Here is a 22,355-nt window from a genome sequence, read left to right on the forward strand (position 1 = left end):
AGCGATTTTGAATAGCGCCTGCGCTAGCCCTGAAAGGGTGAGCCCCAGGGATGGGGCGAATAATGCCGCGAAGCGGCGATTTTCCTTGCCGGGAGCCCGGGTCGCCAGGGTGGTGGCGGTGAACCACCCTGGCACGTTCACGGGTTCTGTCGCTACAGACATGCAAGGAACATAAGGTGAACGGAATGACCACAAGAGCCGCATGTTCCCCTCACCCTGGCCCTCTCCCCAAAGGGGCGAGGGGACTTTCCGTGCTCGTATTATTTTGTGGGGATCTCTCAGCCCTGAGGGAGAGGGAAACAGTGCCTGTCAGGACTATTTAAACCCGACCACCGGATGCTGCTTATACGGGGTTTCCATCTCGGCAATCTGTTCTGGTTTCAGCGTCAAATCGACTGCCTGCAGTAACTCCTCAAGCTGTTCTTCGCGCGACGCACCAATGATGGGGGCGGCGACACCCGGCTTGCTTAACAGCCATGCCAGCGCGACCTGAGCGCGTGTCGCGCCGGTTTCATCAGCAATGGACTCCAGACGTTCGGCGATTTGCGCGTCGTTTTCATCGTGTTCGTTATAGAGATTTCTGCCGACTTCGTCCGAGACAAGACGGGCGGTGGTTTCACCCCACGGGCGGGTCAGGCGGCCTCGCGCCAGCGGGCTCCACGGGATAACGGCAATGCCTTCCTGATAACAGAGCGGCAGCATGTCCCGCTCTTCTTCACGATAAATCAAATTGTAATGATTCTGCATGGTGACAAACTGCGCCCAGCCGTGCTGTTTCTGCAACTCCAGCGCCTGAGCAAACTGGCTGGCATGCATTGAGGATGCGCCGATATAACGTGCTTTCCCGGATTTAACCACCTCATTGAGCGCGTCCAGCGTCTCTTCAATCGGCGTATTGTAGTCCCAGCGGTGGATTTGCAGTAAATCAACGTAATCCATACCCAGACGGGTGAGGCTGTCGTCAATGGAGCGCAGGATCTGGGCGCGGGAAAGCCCCTCGGTCAGGGTACCGGACGGGTAATAGACTTTAGTGGCGACGACCACCTCATCCCGGCGGGCGAAATCACGCAATGCGCGGCCGACAATCTCTTCACTGCTGCCGTCGGAGTAGCTGTTCGCCGTATCAAAAAAGTTGATGCCGCCGTTTAAAGCATGCTGAATAAGCAGACGGCTGCTCTCTTCCGGTAGCGTCCAGGCGTGATTTCCCCGGTCAGGCTCGCCAAATGTCATGCAGCCAAGGCAAAGGCGGGAAACGTTAAGGTCGGTTTTTCCTAATGTGTTGTATTGCATGCTTCCACTCCTGCATATACTCGTCCTGTTTCACGTTGCAGGGACAGGGTCTGGGCCAGCTCTCCCGGTCACATCGCACTCCATGCTCCCCGGAAATAACTGGCCTGCCGCCTTTCTGTAACGCTAACTATTTAGAGTAGGATTATAAAGTTACCCTTAAGCATAGCAGGAGCGGTAAAGGAGGCTATGCGAGCCAGCGTCGGATGTGAGATTCAATGCCTGCGGCATCCAGTCCAATCTCAGCGCGGGCTTCATCCTGGGTTCCCTGGGGGATGAAGAAATCTGGAAGACCCAGATTCAGCACTGGCACCGGTTTACGATGGGACATCAGCACCTCGTTAACGCCGCTGCCTGCGCCGCCGATAATGGCGTTCTCCTCAAGCGTTACCAGGCATTCATGGCGTGCGGCCATTTGCAAAATCAGCGTGGTATCCAGCGGTTTTACGAAACGCATGTCGACCAGCGTGGCGTTCAGCGCTTCAGCCGCTTTCCTGGCTTCAGGCAGCAATGTACCGAAGTTAAGGATGGCAATTTTTTCGCCTTCACGTTTCACCACCCCTTTGCCCAGCGGCAGTTTCTGCAACGGGTCGAGAGTCACACCGACCGCGTTACCGCGCGGGTAACGCACGGCGCTCGGGCCATCATTGTAGTGATAGCCGGTAAACAGCATCTGGCGGCATTCGTTCTCATCGCTCGGCGTCATGATGACCATCTCCGGTATGCAGCGCAGGAAGGAGATATCAAATGCCCCCTGGTGGGTCTGCCCGTCAGCACCGACAATGCCCGCACGGTCAATAGCAAAGAGCACCGGCTGTTTCTGGATGGCGACGTCGTGAATCACCTGATCATAAGCGCGCTGCAGGAAGGTGGAGTAAATTGCCACAATCGGTTTGTAGCCGCCAATCGCCAGCCCGGCGGCAAAGGTGACGGCGTGCTGTTCAGCGATGGCCACATCAAAGTATTGATCCGGAAATTTGCGTGAGAACTCCACCATGCCGGACCCTTCACGCATGGCTGGCGTGATCGCCATTAGTTTGCTGTCTTTGGCCGCCATTTCGCACAGCCAGTCGCCAAAGATTTTGGAGTAGCTCGGCATGCCGCCGCTGCTTTTCGGCAGCGTTCCGCTGGTAGGATCGAACTTCGGCACCGCATGGAAGGTGATGGGATCTTTTTCCGCCGGCTCGTAGCCACGGCCTTTTTTGGTCATTATGTGCAGGAATTGCGGGCCTTTCAGACCGCGCATGTTTTTCAGGGTATGCACCAGCCCCAGCACATCATGACCATCAACCGGACCAATGTAATTAAACCCAAGCTCCTCAAACAGCGTCCCCGGCACGACCATGCCCTTAATGTGCTCTTCGGTACGTTTGATTAGCTCTTTGATGGGAGGAACACCGGACAGCACTTTTTTGCCACCTTCACGCAGGGTGGAGTAGAGCTTGCCGGAGAGCAGCTGCGCCAGATGGTTGTTCAGTGCGCCAACGTTCTCGGAAATCGACATTTCATTGTCATTAAGGACGACCAGCATATCGGGGCGGATGTCCCCCGCATGGTTCATCGCTTCAAACGCCATTCCGGCCGTGATGGCGCCGTCGCCAATGACACACACCGTGCGGCGCTGTAAGTTTTCTTTCGCGGCGGCAACGGCAATCCCGATACCGGCGCTAATAGAGGTGGACGAGTGGCCAACGCTTAAAACGTCATACTCGCTTTCACCTCGCCAGGGGAATGGGTGCAGGCCATTTTTCTGCCGGATAGTATCGATACGATCGCGACGACCGGTCAGGATCTTATGCGGATAAGCCTGATGACCGACGTCCCAGATGAGTTGGTCAAAGGGGGTGTTGTAGACGTAGTGCAGTGCCACGGTTAATTCCACCGTGCCAAGCCCGGAGGCGAAGTGCCCGCTGGAGCGGCTCACGCTGTCGAGCAGGTAGCGACGCAGTTCGTCGCATAATTTCGGCAGGCTCTCTTTTGGCAGTGAACGCAGTTCCGCAGTGGAATCGACCAGCGCCAGCGTCGGGTATTTGGCTATATCAAAACTCATCAGAGACTCATTGTCATGTGGTCATTATTTATCACGCTGGATTATGTAATCAGCCAGTGCTTCCAGTGCCGTTGTATCCAGCGATTGCGCAGCCAGCAGCTCTAGCGACTGGCGAGCCTCTGCAATCAGATCGCGGGCTTTTACCCGGGCTTGCTCGAGGCCCAGTAATGCAGGGTAAGTACTTTTACCAAGTTGTTGATCGGCACCCTGGCGTTTTCCAAGGGTCGCAGTATCGCCGACAACATCCAGTATGTCATCCTGAACCTGGAACGCCAGGCCGATGCATTGCGCATAGTTATCAAGCACCGGCAGCCAGACCCGGCCCCTTGCTCCGGCGGTAAGCGCGCCCATTTTCACCGCGGCACGAATCAGAGCGCCGGTTTTATGACGGTGAATCTGTTCAAGGGCCTGTAAATCAACAGACTTGCCCTCGGCGGCTAAATCCAGCGCCTGCCCGGCACACATGCCCGCTGCGCCGCTGGCGAATGCCAGTTCACGCACCATCGCCAGACGGTCTTCAGCCATCACCTCCTGCATCGGCGCATCGCTGAGAATCGAAAACGCCAGCGTTTGCAGCGCATCGCCTGCCAGAATCGCATTCGCTTCGCCGAACCTGATGTGGCAGGTCGGCTGACCACGGCGTAAATCGTCATCATCCATGGCGGGCAGATCGTCGTGAATCAAGGAGTAGGCGTGGATGCATTCAACGGCCGCAGCCGGTGCGTCCAGGGTTTCGCGGCTGACGCCAAACATGCTTCCCGTGGCGTAAACCAGAAAAGGTCGCAGGCGCTTGCCGCCCAATAATGTGCCATACGCCATCGCATCAACCAGTGGAGAGTTCTGAAAGGGCAGGGGAGCGATGAACCGACGCAGGGCGTCATTGGCGTGCTCAACACACGTCTGTAACTGTTGGTTAAAGTCCATTTAATCGTTATCCGGAGTAAACGGCGTTAAGGGCGCTTCCTCATTCCCGGACAGCAAAATCTGTACGCGCTGTTCCGCCTGCTGAAGTTTGGCCTGCCCCTGACGGGCGAGTTGAACGCCACGTTCAAATTCATTGAGGGCATCTTCCAGCGGAAGGTCGCCACTTTCTAAACGGGTAACAATCTGTTCCAGCTCGTTTAATGCGGTTTCAAAGCTGGCGGGTGCGTCTTTTTTCTTTGGCATAATGACTGTCTGACTCTCATTGTGTTCCGACCTCATTATGTTAGCGAAGTCGTGAGGCTTAGCAAATAACGCGCAATGGTCATGCAAAATACACAGGAGCGTCGCGATGGTGGTATACTTCCGCGCCTGGATGCAGCCGCAGGTGTGGGCTGCTGTATTTTTTTCTGAGAAGCCCAACCGGGCTTGCCAATGAACCCTTGCCGCCATGAAGTTTATCATTAAATTGTTCCCGGAAATCACCATCAAAAGCCAATCTGTGCGTTTGCGCTTTATTAAGATCCTTACCGGGAATATTCGTAACGTTTTAAAGCACTACGATGAGACCCTTGCGGTCGTCCGCCATTGGGATCACATTGAAGTTCGCGCAAAAGACGAAAATCAACGTCTGGTGATCCGCGATGCACTGACCCGTATTCCGGGTATCCACCATATTCTGGAAGTGGAAGATGTGCCTTTCACCTCCCTGCACGATATCTTCGAAAAAACCCTGGAAGCCTGGCGTGAAAAGCTGGAAGGGAAAACGTTCTGCGTGCGCGCAAAACGTCGTGGTAAACACGAATTTAGCTCTATTGAAGTTGAACGCTACGTCGGCGGTGGGCTGAATCAGCATATCGAAACGGCCCGCGTGAAGCTGACTCACCCGCATATCACCGTCAATCTGGAAATCGAAGACGATCGCCTGCTGCTGGTGAAAGGCCGTTACGAAGGTATTGGCGGCTTCCCGATTGGGACCCAGGAAGATGTGCTGTCGTTGATTTCCGGTGGTTTCGACTCCGGCGTCTCCAGCTATATGTTGATGCGTCGCGGCTGCCGCGTGCATTACTGCTTCTTCAACCTTGGCGGTGCCGCCCATGAAATTGGTGTGCGCCAGGTTGCGCATTATCTGTGGAATCGCTTTGGTAGCTCACACCGCGTGCGTTTCGTCGCCATTAACTTTGAGCCAGTGGTGGGCGAAATTCTTGAGAAAGTCGATGACGGCCAGATGGGCGTGGTTCTCAAGCGTATGATGGTGCGTGCCGCTTCTCAGGTGGCAGAGCGCTATGGCGTACAGGCACTGGTTACCGGCGAAGCGCTGGGTCAGGTCTCCAGCCAGACGCTGACCAACCTGCGTCTGATTGATAATGTTTCTGACACGCTGATCCTGCGCCCGCTTATCTCTTACGATAAAGAGCATATTATCGATCTGGCCCGTGAAATCGGCACCGAAGATTTCGCCCGTACCATGCCGGAATATTGTGGCGTCATTTCTAAAAGCCCGACCGTGAAAGCGGTTAAGGCTAAAATCGAAGCTGAAGAAGCCCACTTTGATTTCTCTATCCTCGATAAGGTCGTTGCTGAGGCCACTAACATTGATATTCGTGTTATTGCCGAGCAGACCAGTGAAGAGGTCGTTGAAGTCGAGACGGTGAGCGGTTTCGGTGCGAATGACATGCTGTTAGATATCCGCTCGATAGATGAACAGGATGCCAAACCGTTGGAAGTCGAGGGCATTGAGGTGGTTTCACTGCCGTTCTACAAACTCAGCACCAAATTTGGCGATCTTGATCAGAGTAAAAACTGGCTGTTATGGTGTGAGCGCGGTGTGATGAGCCGTCTGCAGGCGCTTTACCTGCTGGAGCAGGGCTTTAAAAATGTGAAGGTTTATCGCCCGTAGTGATAGGGCCGGATGGCATGACACCGCCATCCGGCACAGTAAGTCTCACTCTTCGAAGTAGTAGTTATAAATCCCCGCCGGTATCACCAGCTGTTTTGCCACTTCATGCGCTTTCTCGTGCCCGACCAGTACATCAATAATCTTCAGCGCAAAATCGATTGCGGTTCCCGGTCCCTGACTGGTGATGAGCTTCACGCGTGGGTCCCAGACAACGCGCTTATCCTGCCACTGGCCTTCAGGGATCTTCTCTTTTAGCGCAGGAAACCCGGTCATATTGCCTATGGGAAACAGGTCATGGGGCACCAGCACCGTGGCGGCGGCCGCGCAAATGGTGGCCACGACGCGACCGGAGAGATGAAACTGCCTGACGGTTTCGACCAGCAGCGGGTTGTCGCGAAAATTTTCCGCGCCTTTGATACCGCCGGGTAACACAATCACGTCAAAATCCCCGTCCGCGACGGCGACCAGCGGGGCATCAGCAAGCAGTTTCACGCCGCGCGAGCAGGTAATGGTGAGGTCACCATCGCTGGCAACGCTTGCCGTGGTGACGGTAATTCCTCCACGAACTAACAGATCAATGGTAGTGACCGCTTCGGTCTCTTCGCTACCAGGGGCGAGACATACCAGAGCTGACGCGCTCATACTCACTCTCCTTGCGTTTTATTAAATCATAGAGGCGGGCATTTTCCGGCACTGCAATGCCATGTGCCCTGGCGCGCCGAAGCAGATAACCGGTAATGTAATCGCATTCGGTGTGCCGCATTGCCCGAATATCCTGCAACATCGAGGAGACATTCTCCGACGTGCTCTCAATAATCTGATAAACATAGTCCAGCAGTTCGTCGGCGGAAATATGATGGCCTTCCCGCTCAATGACGGCTGCCACTTCATGGGTCACTTTTCGTATTTCGTCCGGAAAATCCCGCAGTTCGCCATTTTTGCACTCCTGCAGCGCAGTGATGGGGTTAATGACGCAGTTGACCGCCAGCTTGCGCCACAATGCCGGGCGAATGTTGTTATGCCAGGCAACATCCGGAAGCACCTCCTGCAGAATCTCCGCCAGGTAGCTGAAATCACCATCCTGCTGGCGGCCAGGGCCGATATGTGTCGTGCCGCTGGCAACGTGCACTATAACGTTGCCATCCCGGCGGGCCGCGTGAGTGGTGGTGCCAATCAGCAGGGGCTGTTCGAGATTTTTGAGTTCATCGACAGTCCCCATTCCGTTATGAATGAGCAAAATGGGTGCGGTTTTGGGTAAGATACTGGCCGCACTTTTAACGGCATTAGAGACTTGCCAGGCTTTGAGCGTGACCAGTAACAGATCGCTGTGTGCCAGAAACTCCGGATCGTTTGCCGTCAGAGACTCGTTAAAAATGGTGCCTTCTTCATCGACCACGTTCACACTGCAAAAGGGCTGAGGAACACGTAACCAGCCCTGAACCTCATGCCCATGCTTGTGCAGCGCAGTCAGCCATAACTGGCCTAACGCACCGCAGCCAAGTACGGTAATTTTCATTTTTCCTCCTCACCTGCAACTGCGCCAGGTGCTACTGCTTTCAGTATAGCGCCGTCGTGGAAGCTTCCGGCCATTACAAGTTGAGTTATGCTTAGTTGCGGGTATTATGCATCGCAATAAACACTGAGGGAGAAGAAAAGATGCCATCTTTCGATATTGTTTCTGAGGTAGAACTTCAGGAAGTCCGCAACGCGATCGAGAATGCGACTCGCGAACTTGAGACTCGTTTCGATTTTCGCAACGTTGAAGCCTCTATTGAGCTGAACGAAAAGAATAAGACCATCAAAGTGCTCAGTGAGTCTGATTTTCAGGTGAATCAGCTGCTGGATATTTTGCGCGCTAAGCTGCTAAAACGCGGCATTGAAGGTACTTCGCTGGAGGTGCCGGAAGAGTTTGTGCACAGTGGCAAAACCTGGTTTGTGGAAGCCAAACTCAAACAGGGCATTGAGAGCGATGTGGCGAAGAAAATCGTTAAGCTTATCAAAGAGAGCAAACTGAAAGTGCAGACCCAGATTCAGGGTGAAGAGCTGCGCGTAACCGGTAAAGCCCGCGATGACCTGCAAGCCGCAATGGCGCTGGTACGCGGTGGCAATCTCGGCCAGCCGTTCCAGTTTAAAAACTTCCGCGACTGACCGAAGATAAATAAAAAGCGGGCCAGCCCGCTTTTTTTATACCCCTTTGATAGCCTGCTCGACCTCAAAGCGGTTAGTGACTTTACTGTCGATTTTTACATAGGCGCTGCGCTCTTGTGCGACCACCAGCACATCATTGATGCCAGCCGCTGCGCGTAAGCGCTGTTCCAGTGCCGCATCAAGCACCACATCGTCAGGAATTTCGATGCGCAGGCTGCTGACATACGGGGGCTCCTGCATCGTGCTGGCCACCAGCAGCCAGACCATCGCCAGCAGCGCGCCGGCCAGAAATACGGTTTGTGAATCGAACCAGCCGTCCACCCAGCCGCCCAGTGCGCCACCAATGGCTACGCCAATAAACTGGCTGGTGGAGTAAATGCCCATCGCAGTACCTTTGTAGCCTGCCGGCGCTTCTTTGCTGATAAGGGAAGGCAGGAGCGCTTCCATCAGGTTGAAGGCGACAAAGAAAATCTGTACTCCCAGCACCTGTTCCCAGAAGTGCGGTCCCGCTCCCCAGAGCACGATCTCCGCAATCAGCAGCAGCGCTACACAAAACAAGAACACGCGCTTCATGCGCCGCTTAACTTCAGCATAAATGATGAAAGGCACGACCGACACAAAGGACACCAGCATGGTGAACAGATAAATTTTCCAGTGATTGGCTGCGGCGAAACCGGCGGCCTCAAGCTGACCGGGCAGGGCAACAAAGGTCGACATCAACAGGATGTGCAGACACATAATGCCAAAATTCAGTTTGAGCAGCCGGGGGCTTGCAATGACCTGGCTAAAGCAGCCTTTGACCATTCCAGAATCCCGGTTCAGTACGTGGTGCTCGCTGTTGGGGACGACCCATAGCGTTAACAGAATGCCCGCACTTGCCAGGGCTGCAATCATCCAGAACAGGGCGTGCAGACCGAGCTGGTGGGTAATGATTGGCCCCAGTACCATTGCGATAGCGAAGGTGACGCCGAAGCTGACGCCAATAAACGCCATTGCCTTGGTACGGTTTTGCTCACGGGTTAAATCAGAAAGGAGTGCCATCACGGCGGCCGCAATGGCCCCCGAACCCTGCAAGGCCCGCCCCAGAATAATTCCCCAGATGGAGTCAGAAAGCGCCGCAATCACGCTGCCCAGGACAAAAATCGCCAGCCCTCCAATAATCAGCGGTTTACGACCAATACGGTCAGAGAGCAAACCGAAAGGAATCTGGAATACCGCCTGCGCCAGGCCATAGATGCCAATGGCAAGGCCTATTAAGGCTTCACTGGCACCCTGTAAGGCCATGCCGTACGTGGTCAGAACGGGCAGGACCATAAACATGCCAAGCATGCGCAACGAGAAAACAGTCCCTAAACCCCAGGTTGCGCGCAACTCGCCTGGTGTCATTTTATTATCGTTCATTACCACCTCATTTCGAATGCAGGCCATAGTGTAGGCGGGGTGGTGTACACGGTAAACAGATGTTTGTTTAATAGTTATTACAAGGCTGTAACGGCGCAGTGAGACCAGTGGCCTTCCTGGTGGGGATTACTGGCGAGTGCGTGTTATCAGGCGCATATTGACCCGGATGGTCTCTTTCACCGGGTTGCCTTCAATGGCAGATTGCATCACCTGGAAAGCATTCTCAGCCCAGGTGTCTTCGTCCTGCTGCATCGACCAGACGTTGTTGGCGAGAAAACCTAACATCGGGTGTTCGTCAAAGGTACCTATGTTGATGTCGACAGGAATGATCCCCAGTTTGGCGCGAATAGCGTGAATCGCCCCTTCAAGCACCGGCAGTGACGAGGCAATAAACGCCTGCGGCACGCCGTGCTTTTCGATGAGTTGCATCATCAGGTGATGCCCTTCTTCAGGGGAATTCTCCGGTCCTTCGCAAACCCACTGCTGGTGGTCGATACGGCTCTCTTTGAGCGCCGTCAGGTAGCCCTGTAAGCGGTCGTTAATACTGGGCAGGGCGGTATCGCCTACCAAAAACCACACCGGCGTTTTACCTGTTGCCAGCAGGCTGCGGGTCAGGGTTTCACCGCCATCGGTGTTATTACTTTCCACCAGAGCGTTATCCGTAAAGCGAAAATCCCGGTCCAGCAGCACCAGTGGTTTTTTTACCTGCTGCAGGTGATGCTGCTGGTTTTCCAGTGTTGAAGGCACAACGAAAAGACCGTCGACATTCCTTGCCATCATGGCGTGAACGAGCTGATTTTCATAATCCACATCGTCGTACGAGCAGCTGATCGCCAGTTGATAACCTGAGCGGCGACAGCGTAACTCGAGCTTCTCTGCCAGGGTGGCAAAGAAGACATTCGAGATGTTAGGAACAATCAGCCCGAGTGTCTCCGTTTTGTTGAGCTTGAGGCTGCGTGCCGAATGGTTCAACGTATAGCCATAACGCTCGACGTGTTCATTGATGCGTGTCTGCGTTTTCTCACTGATACGATACTGCTCTGCCTTACCTCCCAGCACCAGACGTACCGTGGTGATGGACAAGTTCAGATCGTTGGCTATCTGTTCAACGGTTTTTGCCATCTCCCGGCACCTCATTCCCATCCAAAAAAGAAAAACATGTCGACTGTAATTCTGCTCTATCGACTCAGCCTGAAGGTGTAAGCGTACTCCAGGCCAAGATCGAACCGCCAGGGCAGCGGGTGCAAAATGAGAGTGCCCTCGGCAATATCGAACGGTACGTCAATTTCCTCGCCCCGGCAGAGCAGGGTACAAGTGCGCGGTGCCTCCCCATCAGTGAGCTGAAGGCGCAGCGCGTCCGTTGGCCACTCGGTTGTTATCAGGTAGTCACTGTCGCCTTTGCAGGTGAACGCACAATGGGGATTGTTACTTTTCAGGCGCGTGCAGATATCACTGCCATAAATCGCGTCACCGTTGACCTCCATCCAGCGGCCAATATCCCGTAAGCGTTCCTGTTGCAGCGTTGGAATACGTCCGTCCGCTGTCGGCCCCACATTTAACAGGAAGTTACCGCCTTTGGAGACGATGCCGATCAACTGATTAATCAACGCCTGCGAAGTGCAATAATCCTCCAGTTGCTCCGCGCGGTTAAAGCCGTATGACTTGCCGATACCCCGGCTCTCTTCCCACGGATGATGGACGCCAAAGCCCTCTTTATCGTTGTACTCGGTGCTGTAGTAGTCGCCGTGTTCACCAGGCATGCCTTTAAAGAAGCGGTCATTCACCACCACTTCATCTTTATTAGGTGCTTCGTTGTAGAGCCAGGAGAGGAAGGGTTTGGTCTGGCTGTATTCTTCGCTGAGATCCCACTCGCCGCCGTCAGAGAAAATCAGGCACGGGGCGTAGTTTTGCACCAGCTCTTTCAGTTGCGGAATCAGAATTTCATCCGGGTATTTTTCCTCAGGGATACCGAACTTTTCGCGGTCACGCTGCGGCACAAAATAGCCGCCTTCCGGGCGGTGGCTCCAGTTGGTTTCCCAGTCGATGATGGAGTAATAGATGCCCATCTTCAGACCGCTGTCGCGTACCGCATGGGTGATGTCGCCGAGCAGGTCGCGTTTTGGCCCAATATCCCCGCTGTTCCAGTTCGCTTTATGCGGATTTTTTGTCGGCCACAAACAGAAACCGTCGTGATGCTTGGTGGTCAGCACTACATACTTAGCGCCAGAGGCTTTAAACAATTCCGCCCAGGCGTCAGGCTGGAAAAGTTCGGCTTTGAACTGCGGAGCAAAATCGCGGTACAGGAAATCTTTCCCGTAATGCTTTTGGTGAAAGTCATCATCATTATTGCGGTAATTGCCGTAAACGCTGGCGTAATACCACTCGGCGTAAGAGCCAAACAGGGAGTTATCAATTTTACGCCACGCCGGAACCGAGAAGACGCCCCAGTGGATGAAAATGCCGAATTTTGCGTCGTTATACCATTCCGGCATCTCGCGGCTGTCGAGGCTCGCCCAGTCTGGCGTGTAGGTCTTATTACTCATGAATCACATCCCCTTCGTGTTGATGTACGTCCGTTTTCGCGATGCACAAACCCGTAACCGCGTAGAAACCTGCAATAATCAGCCCCGCATAACATTGCACGGCCCATAGCGCATAGTCGAGAGTCGGCACGCCGAGGGTGGCAGCCATAAATACCCCGGCGGCCGTCCATGGGATCAGCGGCTCGATAACGGTGGCGGAGTCTTCGACGGTGCGGGAGATATTTTTACGGTGCAGCCCATTGTTTTCAAAAGCTTTGCGGAACAATTCTGACGGCAGAAGGCAGGCGATATTGTTATTACCTGTTGCGGCAATCAGCGCCACACAAGCGGCAATGGTTGAGAAGATAAGACCGGCGGCGCTTTTCACAATGCGGGTAAAGTAATTGATGATGGTGTCCAGTGCCTGGGTCAGCGAGAGTGGACCGGCAAAGGAGAAGGCGCAAAGGATAACTAGGATAAGCGGCATCATGGAGGCCACACCACCGCGTTCAAGCAGGCTGCGAATGGTCTCTGGCACCGCTTGTGGCTGCCCTGGCAGCACACTGACGCTAAATCCAGACACCCACACGTTCAGGTTTTCGATAATCCCGATCCCTTGGGTAAAGTACGAAATGGCAATCGAAATGGCAGTGGCAAACAGCAGTACGGGGATCACCGGTTTTTTCATCAGGGCGCCCGCCAGCACGATAAAGATCGGCACGGCGAGGATCCAGTGAGTGTGGTACAGCGCGTGAATCTGATCCACCGTTTGCTGAGCAGAATCGACATTGCCCACTGTCGCGTTGTTGTTCAAGCCAATGACAAAATAGACCACCGCCGAAATGAGATACGCTGGAATCGTGGTTTTTGACAGGTGCTTGATGTGCTCGTAGAGATCGAGATTATTAACGATCGCCGCAAAGTTAGATGATCCGCTTAACGGTGAGATCTTGTCGCCAAAATAGGCACCGCCAACGATTGCGCCCGCTACCGCAGCCAGATTGGCATCGAGACCGTGGGCAACGCCCATCAGCGCAACGCCAATGGTTCCGGCGGAGCCCCAGGAGGTGCCGGTGCAGGTGGCAACAATGCTGGTGACAATAAAGGCGATGAATACAATGTACTGTGGGTTAATGATTTTCAGACCGATGGTAATCAGATAGGGAATGGTGCCGGAACTCATCCAGACACCAATGACCCCACCGACGCACATCACAATCATTAAAGAGGGGAGGGCCTGAGCAAATTTTTGCACGATTTCATCGATGATTTCCTGGAACGTATGCCCGAGCCAGAGTGCAACAAACGAGATAGCCACCGCAGTAATGCACAGCAGCGCCTCCAGTTTTATCTCCAGTAGCGTGTAGCCCAGGATAATAAAGAGTAATGATGCGCCGAGTAGCAGAAAAGAGGCCGGGAGGCCCAACTGCTTCATAACAGGTTTCTGTATAGGTTCTGATGTTACAGACATGACTATCCTCGCTGAATGCCTGGCCGTCTTAAGGTGTTGTTGTGTTTTGCCGCACGCTGAGCGTACTGGCTGATTGTTTTTATTAAGATTTCCCTTTCTTCGACAAGCTGCCTGCCTTAGCCCGGCAGGTTGGCTCATCGCGTGTGAAATACATTTCCGGTGTGCAAAACTAAGGTAACCATTTTTTCATAATGATTGCTAACTCGAATTAGCAAGCATAGTTAAAAGCTATTTTAGCGGACGGCATTCACCAACGGCTTTTCGCTCAAACTGTGATGGGCCGCAAGCGTTGCACCGATATAAAGCAAATATGTGATAAGAGAAAGTGATGACGAGAAGGGAAGGAGCGAACAGTAGGGCTGAATTGCAGGCATAAAAAAACCGGGTTAAAACCCGGTTTTTACAACATGAGACTTACCAGACGTAGGTCAGCAGGCTATGCGAGTCAGGAACCATAAAATCCACTGACATCATCACGCTCAGGGCGGTAATGGCGATGATGGAGAAGCCGAACAGTTTACGTGCCCAGACTTTATCATCTTCAACTTTGTAACCGCGCAGCGCCATACCCAGCCACCAGACGCTCACCGCTGCCGCGACGATCAGATACTTGTACCCGGCATAACCACCCAGAGAAAGCATCAAGGTCGCCACCGCGAAGGCGATGATATAAAGCGTGATGTGGTTTTTAGCCACCGAGATACCTTTCACCACCGGCAGAACCGGGATGTTGGCCGCCTGATAATCTTTGAAGCGGAAAATGGCAATCGCGTAAGAGTGCGGCATCTGCCAGAGGCTAAAAATAGCCAGCAGAATGGCAGCGCCACTGTCGAAGTTACCGGTGACGGCGCAGTAGCCAATCACTGGCGGCGCAGCGCCAGAGAGTGAACCGATCAGCGTGCCGTAGACCGAGTGGCGTTTCATGTACAGGCTATAGATGCCCACATAAACCACAAAGCCCATCACCCCCAGCCAGCAGGCCAGGGGATTTGCACCAAACCACAGCAGCATAAAGCCAGCAATACCCAACAAGGCAGCGTACGCCAGCGAGACTTTTGGCGAAATCAGACCCCGAACCAGTACGCGGTTTTTCGTCCGTTCCATCTTTTTATCAATGTCACGGTCAATGTAGTTGTTAAATACACAACCCGAGGCGACAACCAGTGACACACCCAACAGGGTGCAGGCGAAGAGGGGATAGTCAATATGGCCTTTTGAGGCCAACAGGAACCCCCCGATCACCGAGATCAGGTTGCCAAAAATGATGCCAGGCTTCGTTACTTGCAGGTATTGCTTAAACATACTCGCCGCTCTTAGTGAACCATCATGTTGTAGTTCAGGTTCCACATAATCCAGATGGAGCCGACTACCAGGATAGCGATGATAATCACGGTAAAGACAAAGGCCGTCATATTCCAGCCTTCGTCAGACTTGGTGTTCATGTGCAGGAAGCAAGACAGATGCACCAGAATCTGAATCACCGCAGTCACCAGGATCGTACCCAGAATAACACCGTGAGATGCCGATCCGTTCATCACCATCCAGAACGGAATGACCGTCAGGATGATCGACAGGATGAAACCTGTCATGTAGGTTTTTACGCTGCCATGGGAAGCGCCATGATCGTTAGAATGACTCATTACATCGCCCCCATCAGATAGACAACAGAGAACACGCAGATCCACACTACGTCCAGGAAGTGCCAGAACAGGCTCAGGCACATGATACGGGTGCGGTTAGTGCTGGTCAGGCCGCGACGGGATACCTGGAACATCAGTACCGCCATCCAGATGAGACCAGAGGTCACGTGCAGACCGTGGGTGCCGACCAGCGCGAAGAACGCGGAGAGGAAGCCACTACGATCCGGACCAAAACCTTCCATAATCAGATGATGGAATTCATAGATTTCCATCCCGATAAAGCCCGCACCAAACAACCAGGTCAACGCCAGCCAGGAGACAACCTGGCTTTTGTTGTTTTTGTACATGGCGATAGCCGCCATGCCGTAGGTGATGGAGCTGAACAACAGCAGTGCGGTTTCTACCAACACGAACGGCAGTTCAAAAATGTCCTTGCCGGTCGGGCCGCCTGCAGTGCCGTTCACCAGAACGGCATAGGTTGCGAATAAGCAACAGAACAGAATGCAGTCGCTCATCAGGTAGATCCAGAAACCGAAGACTTTCATCGGCCCTGTATCATGGTGCCCATGCTCGTGCGCGTGGGCAGTGTCATGCGTCAGAGTATCAGTTGCCATTTTTCAGCCCTGCTTTAGTGATTTCATCGAAATGCTGTTTTTCCAGTGTTTCGACGTCGCGAACCGGTACGTAATAATCCACGTCCTCGTCAAAGCTTTTCACAATCCAGCTGATGACGATGCCCGCGAAGCTTGCGATGGCAAGCCACCAGATATGCCAGATCATGGCGAAACCAAACACCGTTGCGAAGGCGGCAATCACGATACCGGCAGCGCTGTTTTTCGGCATATGGATTTCTTCGTAGTGCGCAGGCTGTTTGTACGCTTCGCCTTTTTCTTTCATTTCCCAGAATGCATCACGCGCATTGATCTGCGGCACAATGGCAAAGTTATAGAAAGGAGGCGGAGAAGAGGTTGCCCACTCCAGCGTACGGCCACCCCACGGGTCACCGGTCAGGTCACGGTTCTGCTCGCGGTCGCGAATAGAGACGTAGAACTGAATCAGCTGAGATGCGATACCACAGGCGATCAGCGCGGCACCGACGGCGGCAACAACCAGCATCGGGTGGAACTGCGGATCAATCTGTTGGCTCAGACGACGGGTCATCCCCATAAAGCCCAGCACGTACAGCGGCATAAATGCCACGAAGAAGCCGATAATCCAGAACCAGAAGGCGCGTTTGCCCCACTTCTCATTCAGCGTGAAGCCAAAGGCTTTAGGCCACCAGTAGGTCACACCTGCGAAGCATCCGAAGACCACGCCGCCGATGATAACGTTATGGAAGTGCGCAATCAGGAACAGACTGTTGTGCAGAACGAAGTCCGCACCCGGTACCGCCAGCAGTACGCCGGTCATGCCGCCGACTGAGAAGGTCACGATAAAGCCGATGGTCCACAGCATTGCTGAGTGGAACACGATACGGCCCTGATACATGGTGAACAGCCAGTTGAAAATCTTAACCCCGGTTGGGATCGCGATAATCATGGTCGTAATACCGAAGAAGGCATTCACGTTTGCACCGGCACCCATGGTGAAGAAGTGGTGCAGCCAAACGATAAACGACAGAACGGTAATACAGACGGTTGCCCACACCAGTGAGGTGTAACCAAACAGACGTTTACGCGAGAAGGTAGCAGCGATTTCGGAGAAGACACCGAAGACCGGCAGCACCAGGATATACACTTCCGGGTGGCCCCACGCCCAAATCAGGTTGATGTACATCATCATGTTGCCACCCAAATCATTCGTGAAGAAATGGGTACCGAGATAGCGATCCAGGGTCAGCAACGCGACGGTGACGGTCAGAATAGGGAACGAGGCAATAATCAGGATGTTGGCGCACAGAGATGCCCAGGTAAATACCGGCATCTTGAACATGGTCATGCCAGGGGCACGCATCTTGAGAATGGTCACAAAGAAGTTAATACCGGTCAGGGTGGTACCGACACCGGAGAGCTGAATCGCCCAGATCCAGTAATCGACCCCTACGCCGGGACTGTATTCAATTCCCGAAAGCGGCGGGTAAGCCAGCCAGCCGGTCTGCGCGAATTCGCCCACACCCAGTGACAGGTTAACCAGAATGACGCCGACAACCGTGAACCAGAAGCTCAGGTTGTTCAGGAACGGGAAGGCCACGTCGCGAGCACCGATTTGCAGCGGAACCACAACGTTCATCAGGCCGATAACCAGCGGCATCGCCACGAAGAAGATCATGATAACGCCGTGAGCGGTAAAGATCTGATCGTAGTGATGTGGCGGCAGGAAGCCAGCTTCACCCGCCGAAGCAAGCGCCTGCTGACTGCGCATCATGATAGCATCGGCAAAGCCACGAATTAACATGACGATACCAACGACGCAGTACATGATACCGAGTTTTTTGTGGTCAACCGAAGTCAGCCATTCATTCCACAGATAGCTCCACTTACCGAAGTAAGTGATAAGGCCCAGTAAGGCCGCGCCACCAATGATAATTGCAGCTAGCGTCACCACGATAATAGGTTCGTGGTACGGCACCGCATCCAGTGTCAATTTTCCGAACATTTTCTTCCTCGGCCCCTTAGTGAGAGGTTTCCGCGTGATTCATGTCCATGCCTTCCATCCCTTCATGTGAAGTATGTTCACCTTCAGGTTGGGTCACGTTCATGCTCTTGCCGTGGTCCATAAATTTGTTGGTCACATCTTTGAACAAATCAGGTTTCACGTCAGAGAAGTACTCCACCTTGTTATATTCGCTAGGTGTTGCCACTTTTTCGAAGGCAGCCATGTCTGACATGGTGTTCGTTGACTGCTTCGCTTTAGCAACCCACTGGTCGAAAGCGGCGCGGTCAGGTGTGGCAATGGCTTTGAACTTCATACCTGAGAAGCCCGGCCCACTGTAGCTGGCGGAGATACCATCATAGGTGCCTGGTTCGTTTGCGATCAGGTGCAGGTTAGTCTGCATACCGGCCATCGCATAGATCTGGCTACCCAGACGCGGGATAAAGAAGGAGTTCATCACGGAGTTCGAGGTCACTTTGAACTGCACCGGCGTATTCGCCGGGAAGGCGATTTCGTTTACGGTAGCAATGCCCTGTTCCGGATAGATGAAGAACCATTTCCAGTCCATTGAGATGACTTCGATCGTAATCGGTTTCTCATCGTGAACCAGCGGTTTACTTGGCTCAAGCGCGTGAGTCGTTTTCCAGGTCAGAACGGCAAGGAACAGGATGATAAGGATAGGCACTGTCCAGACTACAGCTTCAACTTTGTTGGAGTGTGACCAGTTAGGGCTGTACTTCGCATCTTTATTGCTCGCACGGTATTTCCAGGCGAAACCGACTGCCATCAAGATGGCGGGAATCACGACAATCAACATCAGGCCAAATGCCGTCAGTATCAACGAACGTTGCTCCAGTCCAATCTGTCCTTTTGGGTCGAGGAGCGCAGAATCACAACCACTGAGTAAAACAGTACCTGCGATTAATGACATCCATCCCAAACTTTTATTGTATTTCCTGAGTCTCATTTAACGACCTCAATTCCACGGGGGTCTGGTGGCGTTTAAAGTGTGCGGGCATTTTACGGGAAGGTTACATTACTGTAAACATGAATGGCATAGTGTCAGTAAGGTGTTACTGAGTTCTGCCGAGTGTGTCACGCGGAATGCAACAACCTGTAAAATTGCGCCTTCGCACAACCTCTCATCAAGGTTATAACGAAAACACTGCCTTACAATAGTGGGTGTGGGTAAATTGGTATAACCAATCAAATTAATACACATTTGCTTAACAATAATTCAGCATTTATTGAACATTACTGGAAAGTAAATATTAATAACGCTGCTGAATCGTTAAAGAGTAGCCCTTAATTTATATCGCACAAATTAATTAAAGAAAAAATATTACGACATATCTTAATAATCGCGAAACGTGTTTTTAAAATGCGATTAAATATTGAACAATGTGATAACTATTAGTAATTATTTAGTAAGGTTTATTTCTAAGCGACTGATTTCATGAAATGATTCAGTCGAAGGGCGTGCTCAGTTGATCCTGACCTCTTTTCCCGACTCCAGCCTTACTGACTCCGCCAGCCTGAACGCTGTCAGGCTGGCGGGGTTCTGCGAAGCGCGAGAAGGTCGAGGAAGCCACCGAAAAGAATGCCGCTGATGGCGAAAAGGGCACCGATTTCCAGTACCGTATCGAGGAAACTTATTGTCGTAAGCCCGCTGGCGTTAAGAAGTAAGCACAACAGCCAGACCGCGAGCAGCAGGCAGCCTGCGCATAGGATGCGTAGTGCCATACGATAGCCGGTTACAAAGGCTGTTCTTCGCATAAACGTTTGAGACGATTGGGTATATTCCAGCGTTTTCTTACACAGAAGCAGCAAAAGCAGGCCGGGTATGGCTGCAACAATGGAGAATAAATAGAAAGACGACCAGCCGTGCTGTTCAACAAACCAGCCCGCAAGGGGGCCTACATAGACTCGTCCAACCGCCGATAGCGCAGAGAGCAGCGCAAATTGGGTGGCGGAAAAGGATTTGTTGCAGAGCGTCATAAGTAAGGCCACAAAGGCCGAGGTTCCCATTCCGCCGCAAAGATTCTCAAAAAACACCGCCGAGGCCATGCTGAGGATGTTTTTATCGGTTACCGCCAGCAGCCAGTATCCTGCATTTGACGCGCCTTGCAACATGCCGAAAATCAGTAAGGCGCGAAACAGAGAGAGGCGCTGCATAAGTACGCCACCCCATAACGCACCGATGATGGTGGCAAGAAGGCCCAGCGATTTGTTGACCACGCCCACTTCACCTGCATCAAAACCGACGCCACGAATCAAAAAGGTGGTGGTCAGCGTCATGGCAAAAGCATCGCCCAGCTTGTAAAGCACAATCAGCAGCAGAATAAGCCAGGCGTTATTGCGTCCGAAAAAATCCCGCAGTGGTTCAGCAATGGCCTGCTCAAGACTGCGCGGCGCGGGAATAGCATCGTCGGGTTCAGGTGCAATATAAGTGGCAATAATGCAGGGAATTAAAAATGCGGCCATCAGCCAGTACATGCCCTGCCAGCCAAGCCAGCGGTCTGCAAGCCATAATGCCAGCCCGCCTGAAACCAGCATGCCGAGACGGTAACCCAGTACGCTGATTGCTGCACCAGCGCCACGCTCTTCGGCGGTCAGTACATCGGTTTTCCAGGCATCAAAGACAATGTCCTGTGACGCTGAACAGAACGCGATGATGACAGCGAGCGCCGCCATCCAGCGAAGCTGACTCAGCGGCTCAAGAAACCCCATCGCCGCAATCGCAATAAGCAGTCCCAGTTGCGTGACAAGCAGCCAGCCTCTGCGACGCCCCAGAAACGAGGGGGTATAGCGATCCATGACCGGAGACCACAGGAACTTGAAAACATAAGCCTGGCCGACCAGCGAGAAGAAACCGATGGTTTTCAGGTCAACATTGGCGACCGTCATCCACGCCTGAAGCGTCCCTGATGTCAGGGCAAGCGGCAGTCCGGAAGCGAAGCCCAGCACCAGGAGTATGGCTGATTTAGGCTGCTGAAAGATGCGCAAATAGTGATTTGACATGGTTTGAAACTGGCCCGGAGAACCGGGCCAGAGAACGGGGCTTAGCGCGCGTTCTGCTTGATGAACTGATGAATAACGGTGTCCTGAGACATATCGGCGATAGTATCGGTCAGCACGTTGTTAACCGCATTGGCGATTTTGTCATTTGAGGCCTGAAGGGCACCCTCAACGTTATAGCTGGCGCGGTAATTTTTCGTCATTTTGTTGCCATTCGCTGCGGTTGCGATGATGGCGATATCCGCTTTGGTCGAAATTTTGTAACGCAGGTTGCCTTCAGAAACGTCAGCAAAAAGCTGGTTAACAATAATCTGCAGGTTAGCCGCGCCGTTAGGCCCGATCATATAGCCGCGCGCAGTCATTTGTTTCTCAAGCACTTCCTGCAGGAGGAAGCGTAAGTCGCGAGAAGCGGTAAGGGTTACCAGTTGGTTATCGCGGTTTACTTTCGCCAGCGCCTGGTCCTGACGCTGGTCGGCGCCGTTAATGCTGACGGTGACGCCCATCAGGCTCGGATCCTGCTGTGGCAGCGTGATTTTAGGCGCAACATCAATGGTTGTTGGCGGTGTTGCACAACCGGCCAGCATGAACATAGCGACCAGGGGAAGAAGAAGTTTTTTTAACATGTTCAGACTCTCTGCAGACGGTATACGTAAAGGGGAAAAATTTGCGTCATCATAACATCGCCATCCGCAAGGGGAAGGGCTCAACGCATGTAAATTCATCGCCTTGTGCGTAAATCGTACTGTGAGACAGTTTTCTGGGCGCATCAGGGTGTCAACGGGGAGCTTTTAATCAGAGTTCATACCTTTGGCTGAGAATTCACGACGAAGGCTAAATTTTTGTTGTTTTCTTGTTATGGGCAGGATAAAAGCGGCTAACATTTAAAGGGATGGGTAGCATCTCAGCGTTGCGGAGGAGTCATTTCATGATGATACGTGAACAGATAGAAGAAAAGTTAAGGGCAGCGTTTGAACCCGTGTTCCTCGAAGTTGTTGATGAAAGCTATCGTCACAATGTACCGGCCGGTTCTGAAAGTCATTTTAAAGTGGTGTTGGTCAGTGACCGATTCACCGGTGAGCGTTTTCTGAATCGACACCGCATGATATACGGAACCCTGTCGGCGGAGCTGTCTTCCACCGTCCATGCGCTGGCGCTGCATACCTACACCATTAAGGAGTGGGCGGGTCTGCAGGATACCATTTTTGCCTCGCCGCCTTGCCGTGGGGCAGGCACCATCGCATAAAACGCATTTGCAACTGCGTGAACTTTTCCAGTATGTTGCGTACAGATTATGTGAAAACGGCCTGCGGGCCGTTTTGTTTTGTCTGAGATTTGAGCGAGAAGGGCAATTTTTAGGTCAAAATTACCTCGGAATTGTGAAAAATGGCGCAACAATGCGGCGTTC

At 53.0% G+C, this 22,355-nt stretch carries 20 protein-coding genes; 3 read left to right on the top strand and 17 right to left on the bottom strand.

All coding sequences use genetic code 11. The features are described from left to right. Positions 1-315: 315 nt before the first annotated feature. The 4 genes from KXR87_RS11920 to xseB all read right to left on the bottom strand — a co-directional run bounded on the left by KXR87_RS11920 (position 316) and on the right by xseB (position 4,504). Complete coding sequence (locus KXR87_RS11920; RefSeq protein ID WP_437432458.1) at positions 316-1,290, bottom strand: aldo/keto reductase; 975 nt, start codon at positions 1,288-1,290, stop codon at positions 316-318. A gap of 184 nt (positions 1,291-1,474) precedes the next feature. Then, positions 1,475-3,337 carry a 1-deoxy-D-xylulose-5-phosphate synthase gene (dxs, locus tag KXR87_RS11925; protein ID WP_437432459.1) on the bottom strand — a complete coding sequence of 621 codons (1,863 nt, stop codon included), beginning with the start codon at positions 3,335-3,337 and terminating at the stop codon, positions 1,475-1,477. A 24-nt stretch (positions 3,338-3,361) separates the two neighbouring features. Beyond that, the gene (ispA, locus tag KXR87_RS11930) at positions 3,362-4,261 is read right to left on the bottom strand and encodes a (2E,6E)-farnesyl diphosphate synthase (RefSeq protein WP_437432460.1); all 900 of its coding nucleotides are present in this window, start codon (positions 4,259-4,261) and stop codon (positions 3,362-3,364) included. Continuing rightward, the gene (gene xseB / locus KXR87_RS11935) at positions 4,262-4,504 is read right to left on the bottom strand and encodes an exodeoxyribonuclease VII small subunit (RefSeq protein ID WP_437432461.1); all 243 of its coding nucleotides are present in this window, start codon (positions 4,502-4,504) and stop codon (positions 4,262-4,264) included. A gap of 205 nt (positions 4,505-4,709) precedes the next feature. Between xseB and thiI the strand changes: the two genes are divergently transcribed. Then, the gene (gene thiI, locus KXR87_RS11940; RefSeq protein WP_437432462.1) at positions 4,710-6,158 is read left to right on the top strand and encodes a tRNA uracil 4-sulfurtransferase ThiI; all 1,449 of its coding nucleotides are present in this window, start codon (positions 4,710-4,712) and stop codon (positions 6,156-6,158) included. 45 nt (positions 6,159-6,203) lie between these two features. Here the strand turns inward: thiI and yajL are convergent, their stop codons facing one another. Then, the gene (yajL, locus tag KXR87_RS11945; protein ID WP_437432463.1) at positions 6,204-6,800 is read right to left on the bottom strand and encodes a protein deglycase YajL; all 597 of its coding nucleotides are present in this window, start codon (positions 6,798-6,800) and stop codon (positions 6,204-6,206) included. After that, positions 6,763-7,674: a 2-dehydropantoate 2-reductase gene (gene panE, locus KXR87_RS11950; RefSeq protein WP_437432464.1), complete on the bottom strand. Its 912-nt coding sequence runs from the start codon at positions 7,672-7,674 to the stop codon at positions 6,763-6,765. Before panE ends, yajL begins: the two co-directional genes overlap by 38 nt. Positions 7,675-7,814: 140 nt before the next feature. Between panE and KXR87_RS11955 the strand changes: the two genes are divergently transcribed. Beyond that, positions 7,815-8,306 carry a YajQ family cyclic di-GMP-binding protein gene (locus tag KXR87_RS11955; protein ID WP_437432465.1) on the top strand — a complete coding sequence of 164 codons (492 nt, stop codon included), beginning with the start codon at positions 7,815-7,817 and terminating at the stop codon, positions 8,304-8,306. A 36-nt stretch (positions 8,307-8,342) separates the two neighbouring features. Here KXR87_RS11955 and KXR87_RS11960 read toward each other — a convergent pair whose 3' ends face one another. The 11 genes from KXR87_RS11960 to KXR87_RS12010 all read right to left on the bottom strand — a co-directional run bounded on the left by KXR87_RS11960 (position 8,343) and on the right by KXR87_RS12010 (position 21,573). Continuing rightward, positions 8,343-9,707 (bottom strand): MFS transporter, encoded by a 1,365-nt coding sequence (locus KXR87_RS11960; RefSeq protein WP_437432466.1) that lies wholly within the window; start codon positions 9,705-9,707, stop codon positions 8,343-8,345. Between the two features lie 126 nt (positions 9,708-9,833). Beyond that, positions 9,834-10,829, bottom strand: coding sequence for a LacI family DNA-binding transcriptional regulator (locus KXR87_RS11965; RefSeq protein ID WP_437432467.1), 996 nt, complete (start codon positions 10,827-10,829; stop codon positions 9,834-9,836). Between the two features lie 56 nt (positions 10,830-10,885). After that, positions 10,886-12,250: an alpha-L-fucosidase gene (locus KXR87_RS11970; RefSeq protein WP_437432468.1), complete on the bottom strand. Its 1,365-nt coding sequence runs from the start codon at positions 12,248-12,250 to the stop codon at positions 10,886-10,888. Further along, complete coding sequence (nhaC, locus tag KXR87_RS11975; protein ID WP_437432469.1) at positions 12,243-13,838, bottom strand: Na+/H+ antiporter NhaC; 1,596 nt, start codon at positions 13,836-13,838, stop codon at positions 12,243-12,245. Before nhaC ends, KXR87_RS11970 begins: the two co-directional genes overlap by 8 nt. A gap of 276 nt (positions 13,839-14,114) precedes the next feature. Beyond that, entirely contained in the window at positions 14,115-15,002 is an 888-nt protein-coding gene (cyoE, locus tag KXR87_RS11980; protein ID WP_437432470.1) for a heme o synthase, read from the bottom strand. Positions 15,003-15,013: 11 nt separating this feature from the next. Then, complete coding sequence (locus KXR87_RS11985) at positions 15,014-15,340, bottom strand: cytochrome o ubiquinol oxidase subunit IV (RefSeq protein WP_437432471.1); 327 nt, start codon at positions 15,338-15,340, stop codon at positions 15,014-15,016. Then, positions 15,340-15,954, bottom strand: coding sequence for a cytochrome o ubiquinol oxidase subunit III (locus tag KXR87_RS11990; RefSeq protein ID WP_437432472.1), 615 nt, complete (start codon positions 15,952-15,954; stop codon positions 15,340-15,342). The genes KXR87_RS11985 and KXR87_RS11990 overlap by 1 nt, the downstream gene beginning before the upstream one ends. Next, positions 15,944-17,935: a cytochrome o ubiquinol oxidase subunit I gene (gene cyoB, locus KXR87_RS11995; RefSeq protein WP_437432473.1), complete on the bottom strand. Its 1,992-nt coding sequence runs from the start codon at positions 17,933-17,935 to the stop codon at positions 15,944-15,946. The genes KXR87_RS11990 and cyoB overlap by 11 nt, the downstream gene beginning before the upstream one ends. Positions 17,936-17,951: 16 nt before the next feature. Continuing rightward, complete coding sequence (gene cyoA / locus KXR87_RS12000) at positions 17,952-18,899, bottom strand: cytochrome o ubiquinol oxidase subunit II (protein ID WP_437432474.1); 948 nt, start codon at positions 18,897-18,899, stop codon at positions 17,952-17,954. Positions 18,900-19,477: 578 nt separating this feature from the next. Next, the gene (gene ampG, locus KXR87_RS12005; RefSeq protein ID WP_437432475.1) at positions 19,478-20,953 is read right to left on the bottom strand and encodes a muropeptide MFS transporter AmpG; all 1,476 of its coding nucleotides are present in this window, start codon (positions 20,951-20,953) and stop codon (positions 19,478-19,480) included. A 41-nt stretch (positions 20,954-20,994) separates the two neighbouring features. Next, positions 20,995-21,573 (bottom strand): lipoprotein, encoded by a 579-nt coding sequence (locus KXR87_RS12010; RefSeq protein WP_437432476.1) that lies wholly within the window; start codon positions 21,571-21,573, stop codon positions 20,995-20,997. Positions 21,574-21,875: 302 nt separating this feature from the next. Here KXR87_RS12010 and bolA point away from each other — a divergent pair, with 302 nt between their 5' ends. Beyond that, on the top strand, positions 21,876-22,193 hold the full coding sequence (gene bolA / locus KXR87_RS12015; RefSeq protein ID WP_437432477.1) for a transcriptional regulator BolA: 318 nt from the start codon (positions 21,876-21,878) through the stop codon (positions 22,191-22,193). Positions 22,194-22,355 lie beyond the last annotated feature (162 nt).

This window comes from Yokenella regensburgei (assembly GCF_051486985.1).
In the GTDB taxonomy this organism is placed as follows: domain Bacteria; phylum Pseudomonadota; class Gammaproteobacteria; order Enterobacterales; family Enterobacteriaceae; genus CBFFRJ01.

What these genes read in the sequence shown, in the direction of transcription:
- cyoB (WP_437432473.1), bottom strand. Translation starts at nt 17,935, where the DNA reads ATGTTCGGAAAATTGACACTGGATGCGGTGCCGTACCACGAACCTATT.
- KXR87_RS11920 (WP_437432458.1), bottom strand. Translation starts at nt 1,290, where the DNA reads ATGCAATACAACACATTAGGAAAAACCGACCTTAACGTTTCCCGCCTT.
- bolA (WP_437432477.1), top strand. Translation starts at nt 21,876, where the DNA reads ATGATGATACGTGAACAGATAGAAGAAAAGTTAAGGGCAGCGTTTGAA.
- yajL (WP_437432463.1), bottom strand. Translation starts at nt 6,800, where the DNA reads ATGAGCGCGTCAGCTCTGGTATGTCTCGCCCCTGGTAGCGAAGAGACC.
- ampG (WP_437432475.1), bottom strand. Translation starts at nt 20,953, where the DNA reads ATGTCAAATCACTATTTGCGCATCTTTCAGCAGCCTAAATCAGCCATA.
- KXR87_RS11990 (WP_437432472.1), bottom strand. Translation starts at nt 15,954, where the DNA reads ATGGCAACTGATACTCTGACGCATGACACTGCCCACGCGCACGAGCAT.
- thiI (WP_437432462.1), top strand. Translation starts at nt 4,710, where the DNA reads ATGAAGTTTATCATTAAATTGTTCCCGGAAATCACCATCAAAAGCCAA.
- cyoE (WP_437432470.1), bottom strand. Translation starts at nt 15,002, where the DNA reads ATGTTTAAGCAATACCTGCAAGTAACGAAGCCTGGCATCATTTTTGGC.
- ispA (WP_437432460.1), bottom strand. Translation starts at nt 4,261, where the DNA reads ATGGACTTTAACCAACAGTTACAGACGTGTGTTGAGCACGCCAATGAC.
- nhaC (WP_437432469.1), bottom strand. Translation starts at nt 13,838, where the DNA reads ATGAGCCAACCTGCCGGGCTAAGGCAGGCAGCTTGTCGAAGAAAGGGA.
- dxs (WP_437432459.1), bottom strand. Translation starts at nt 3,337, where the DNA reads ATGAGTTTTGATATAGCCAAATACCCGACGCTGGCGCTGGTCGATTCC.
- KXR87_RS11970 (WP_437432468.1), bottom strand. Translation starts at nt 12,250, where the DNA reads ATGAGTAATAAGACCTACACGCCAGACTGGGCGAGCCTCGACAGCCGC.
- xseB (WP_437432461.1), bottom strand. Translation starts at nt 4,504, where the DNA reads ATGCCAAAGAAAAAAGACGCACCCGCCAGCTTTGAAACCGCATTAAAC.
- KXR87_RS11955 (WP_437432465.1), top strand. Translation starts at nt 7,815, where the DNA reads ATGCCATCTTTCGATATTGTTTCTGAGGTAGAACTTCAGGAAGTCCGC.
- panE (WP_437432464.1), bottom strand. Translation starts at nt 7,674, where the DNA reads ATGAAAATTACCGTACTTGGCTGCGGTGCGTTAGGCCAGTTATGGCTG.
- KXR87_RS11965 (WP_437432467.1), bottom strand. Translation starts at nt 10,829, where the DNA reads ATGGCAAAAACCGTTGAACAGATAGCCAACGATCTGAACTTGTCCATC.
- KXR87_RS11960 (WP_437432466.1), bottom strand. Translation starts at nt 9,707, where the DNA reads ATGAACGATAATAAAATGACACCAGGCGAGTTGCGCGCAACCTGGGGT.
- cyoA (WP_437432474.1), bottom strand. Translation starts at nt 18,899, where the DNA reads ATGAGACTCAGGAAATACAATAAAAGTTTGGGATGGATGTCATTAATC.
- KXR87_RS12010 (WP_437432476.1), bottom strand. Translation starts at nt 21,573, where the DNA reads ATGTTAAAAAAACTTCTTCTTCCCCTGGTCGCTATGTTCATGCTGGCC.
- KXR87_RS11985 (WP_437432471.1), bottom strand. Translation starts at nt 15,340, where the DNA reads ATGAGTCATTCTAACGATCATGGCGCTTCCCATGGCAGCGTAAAAACC.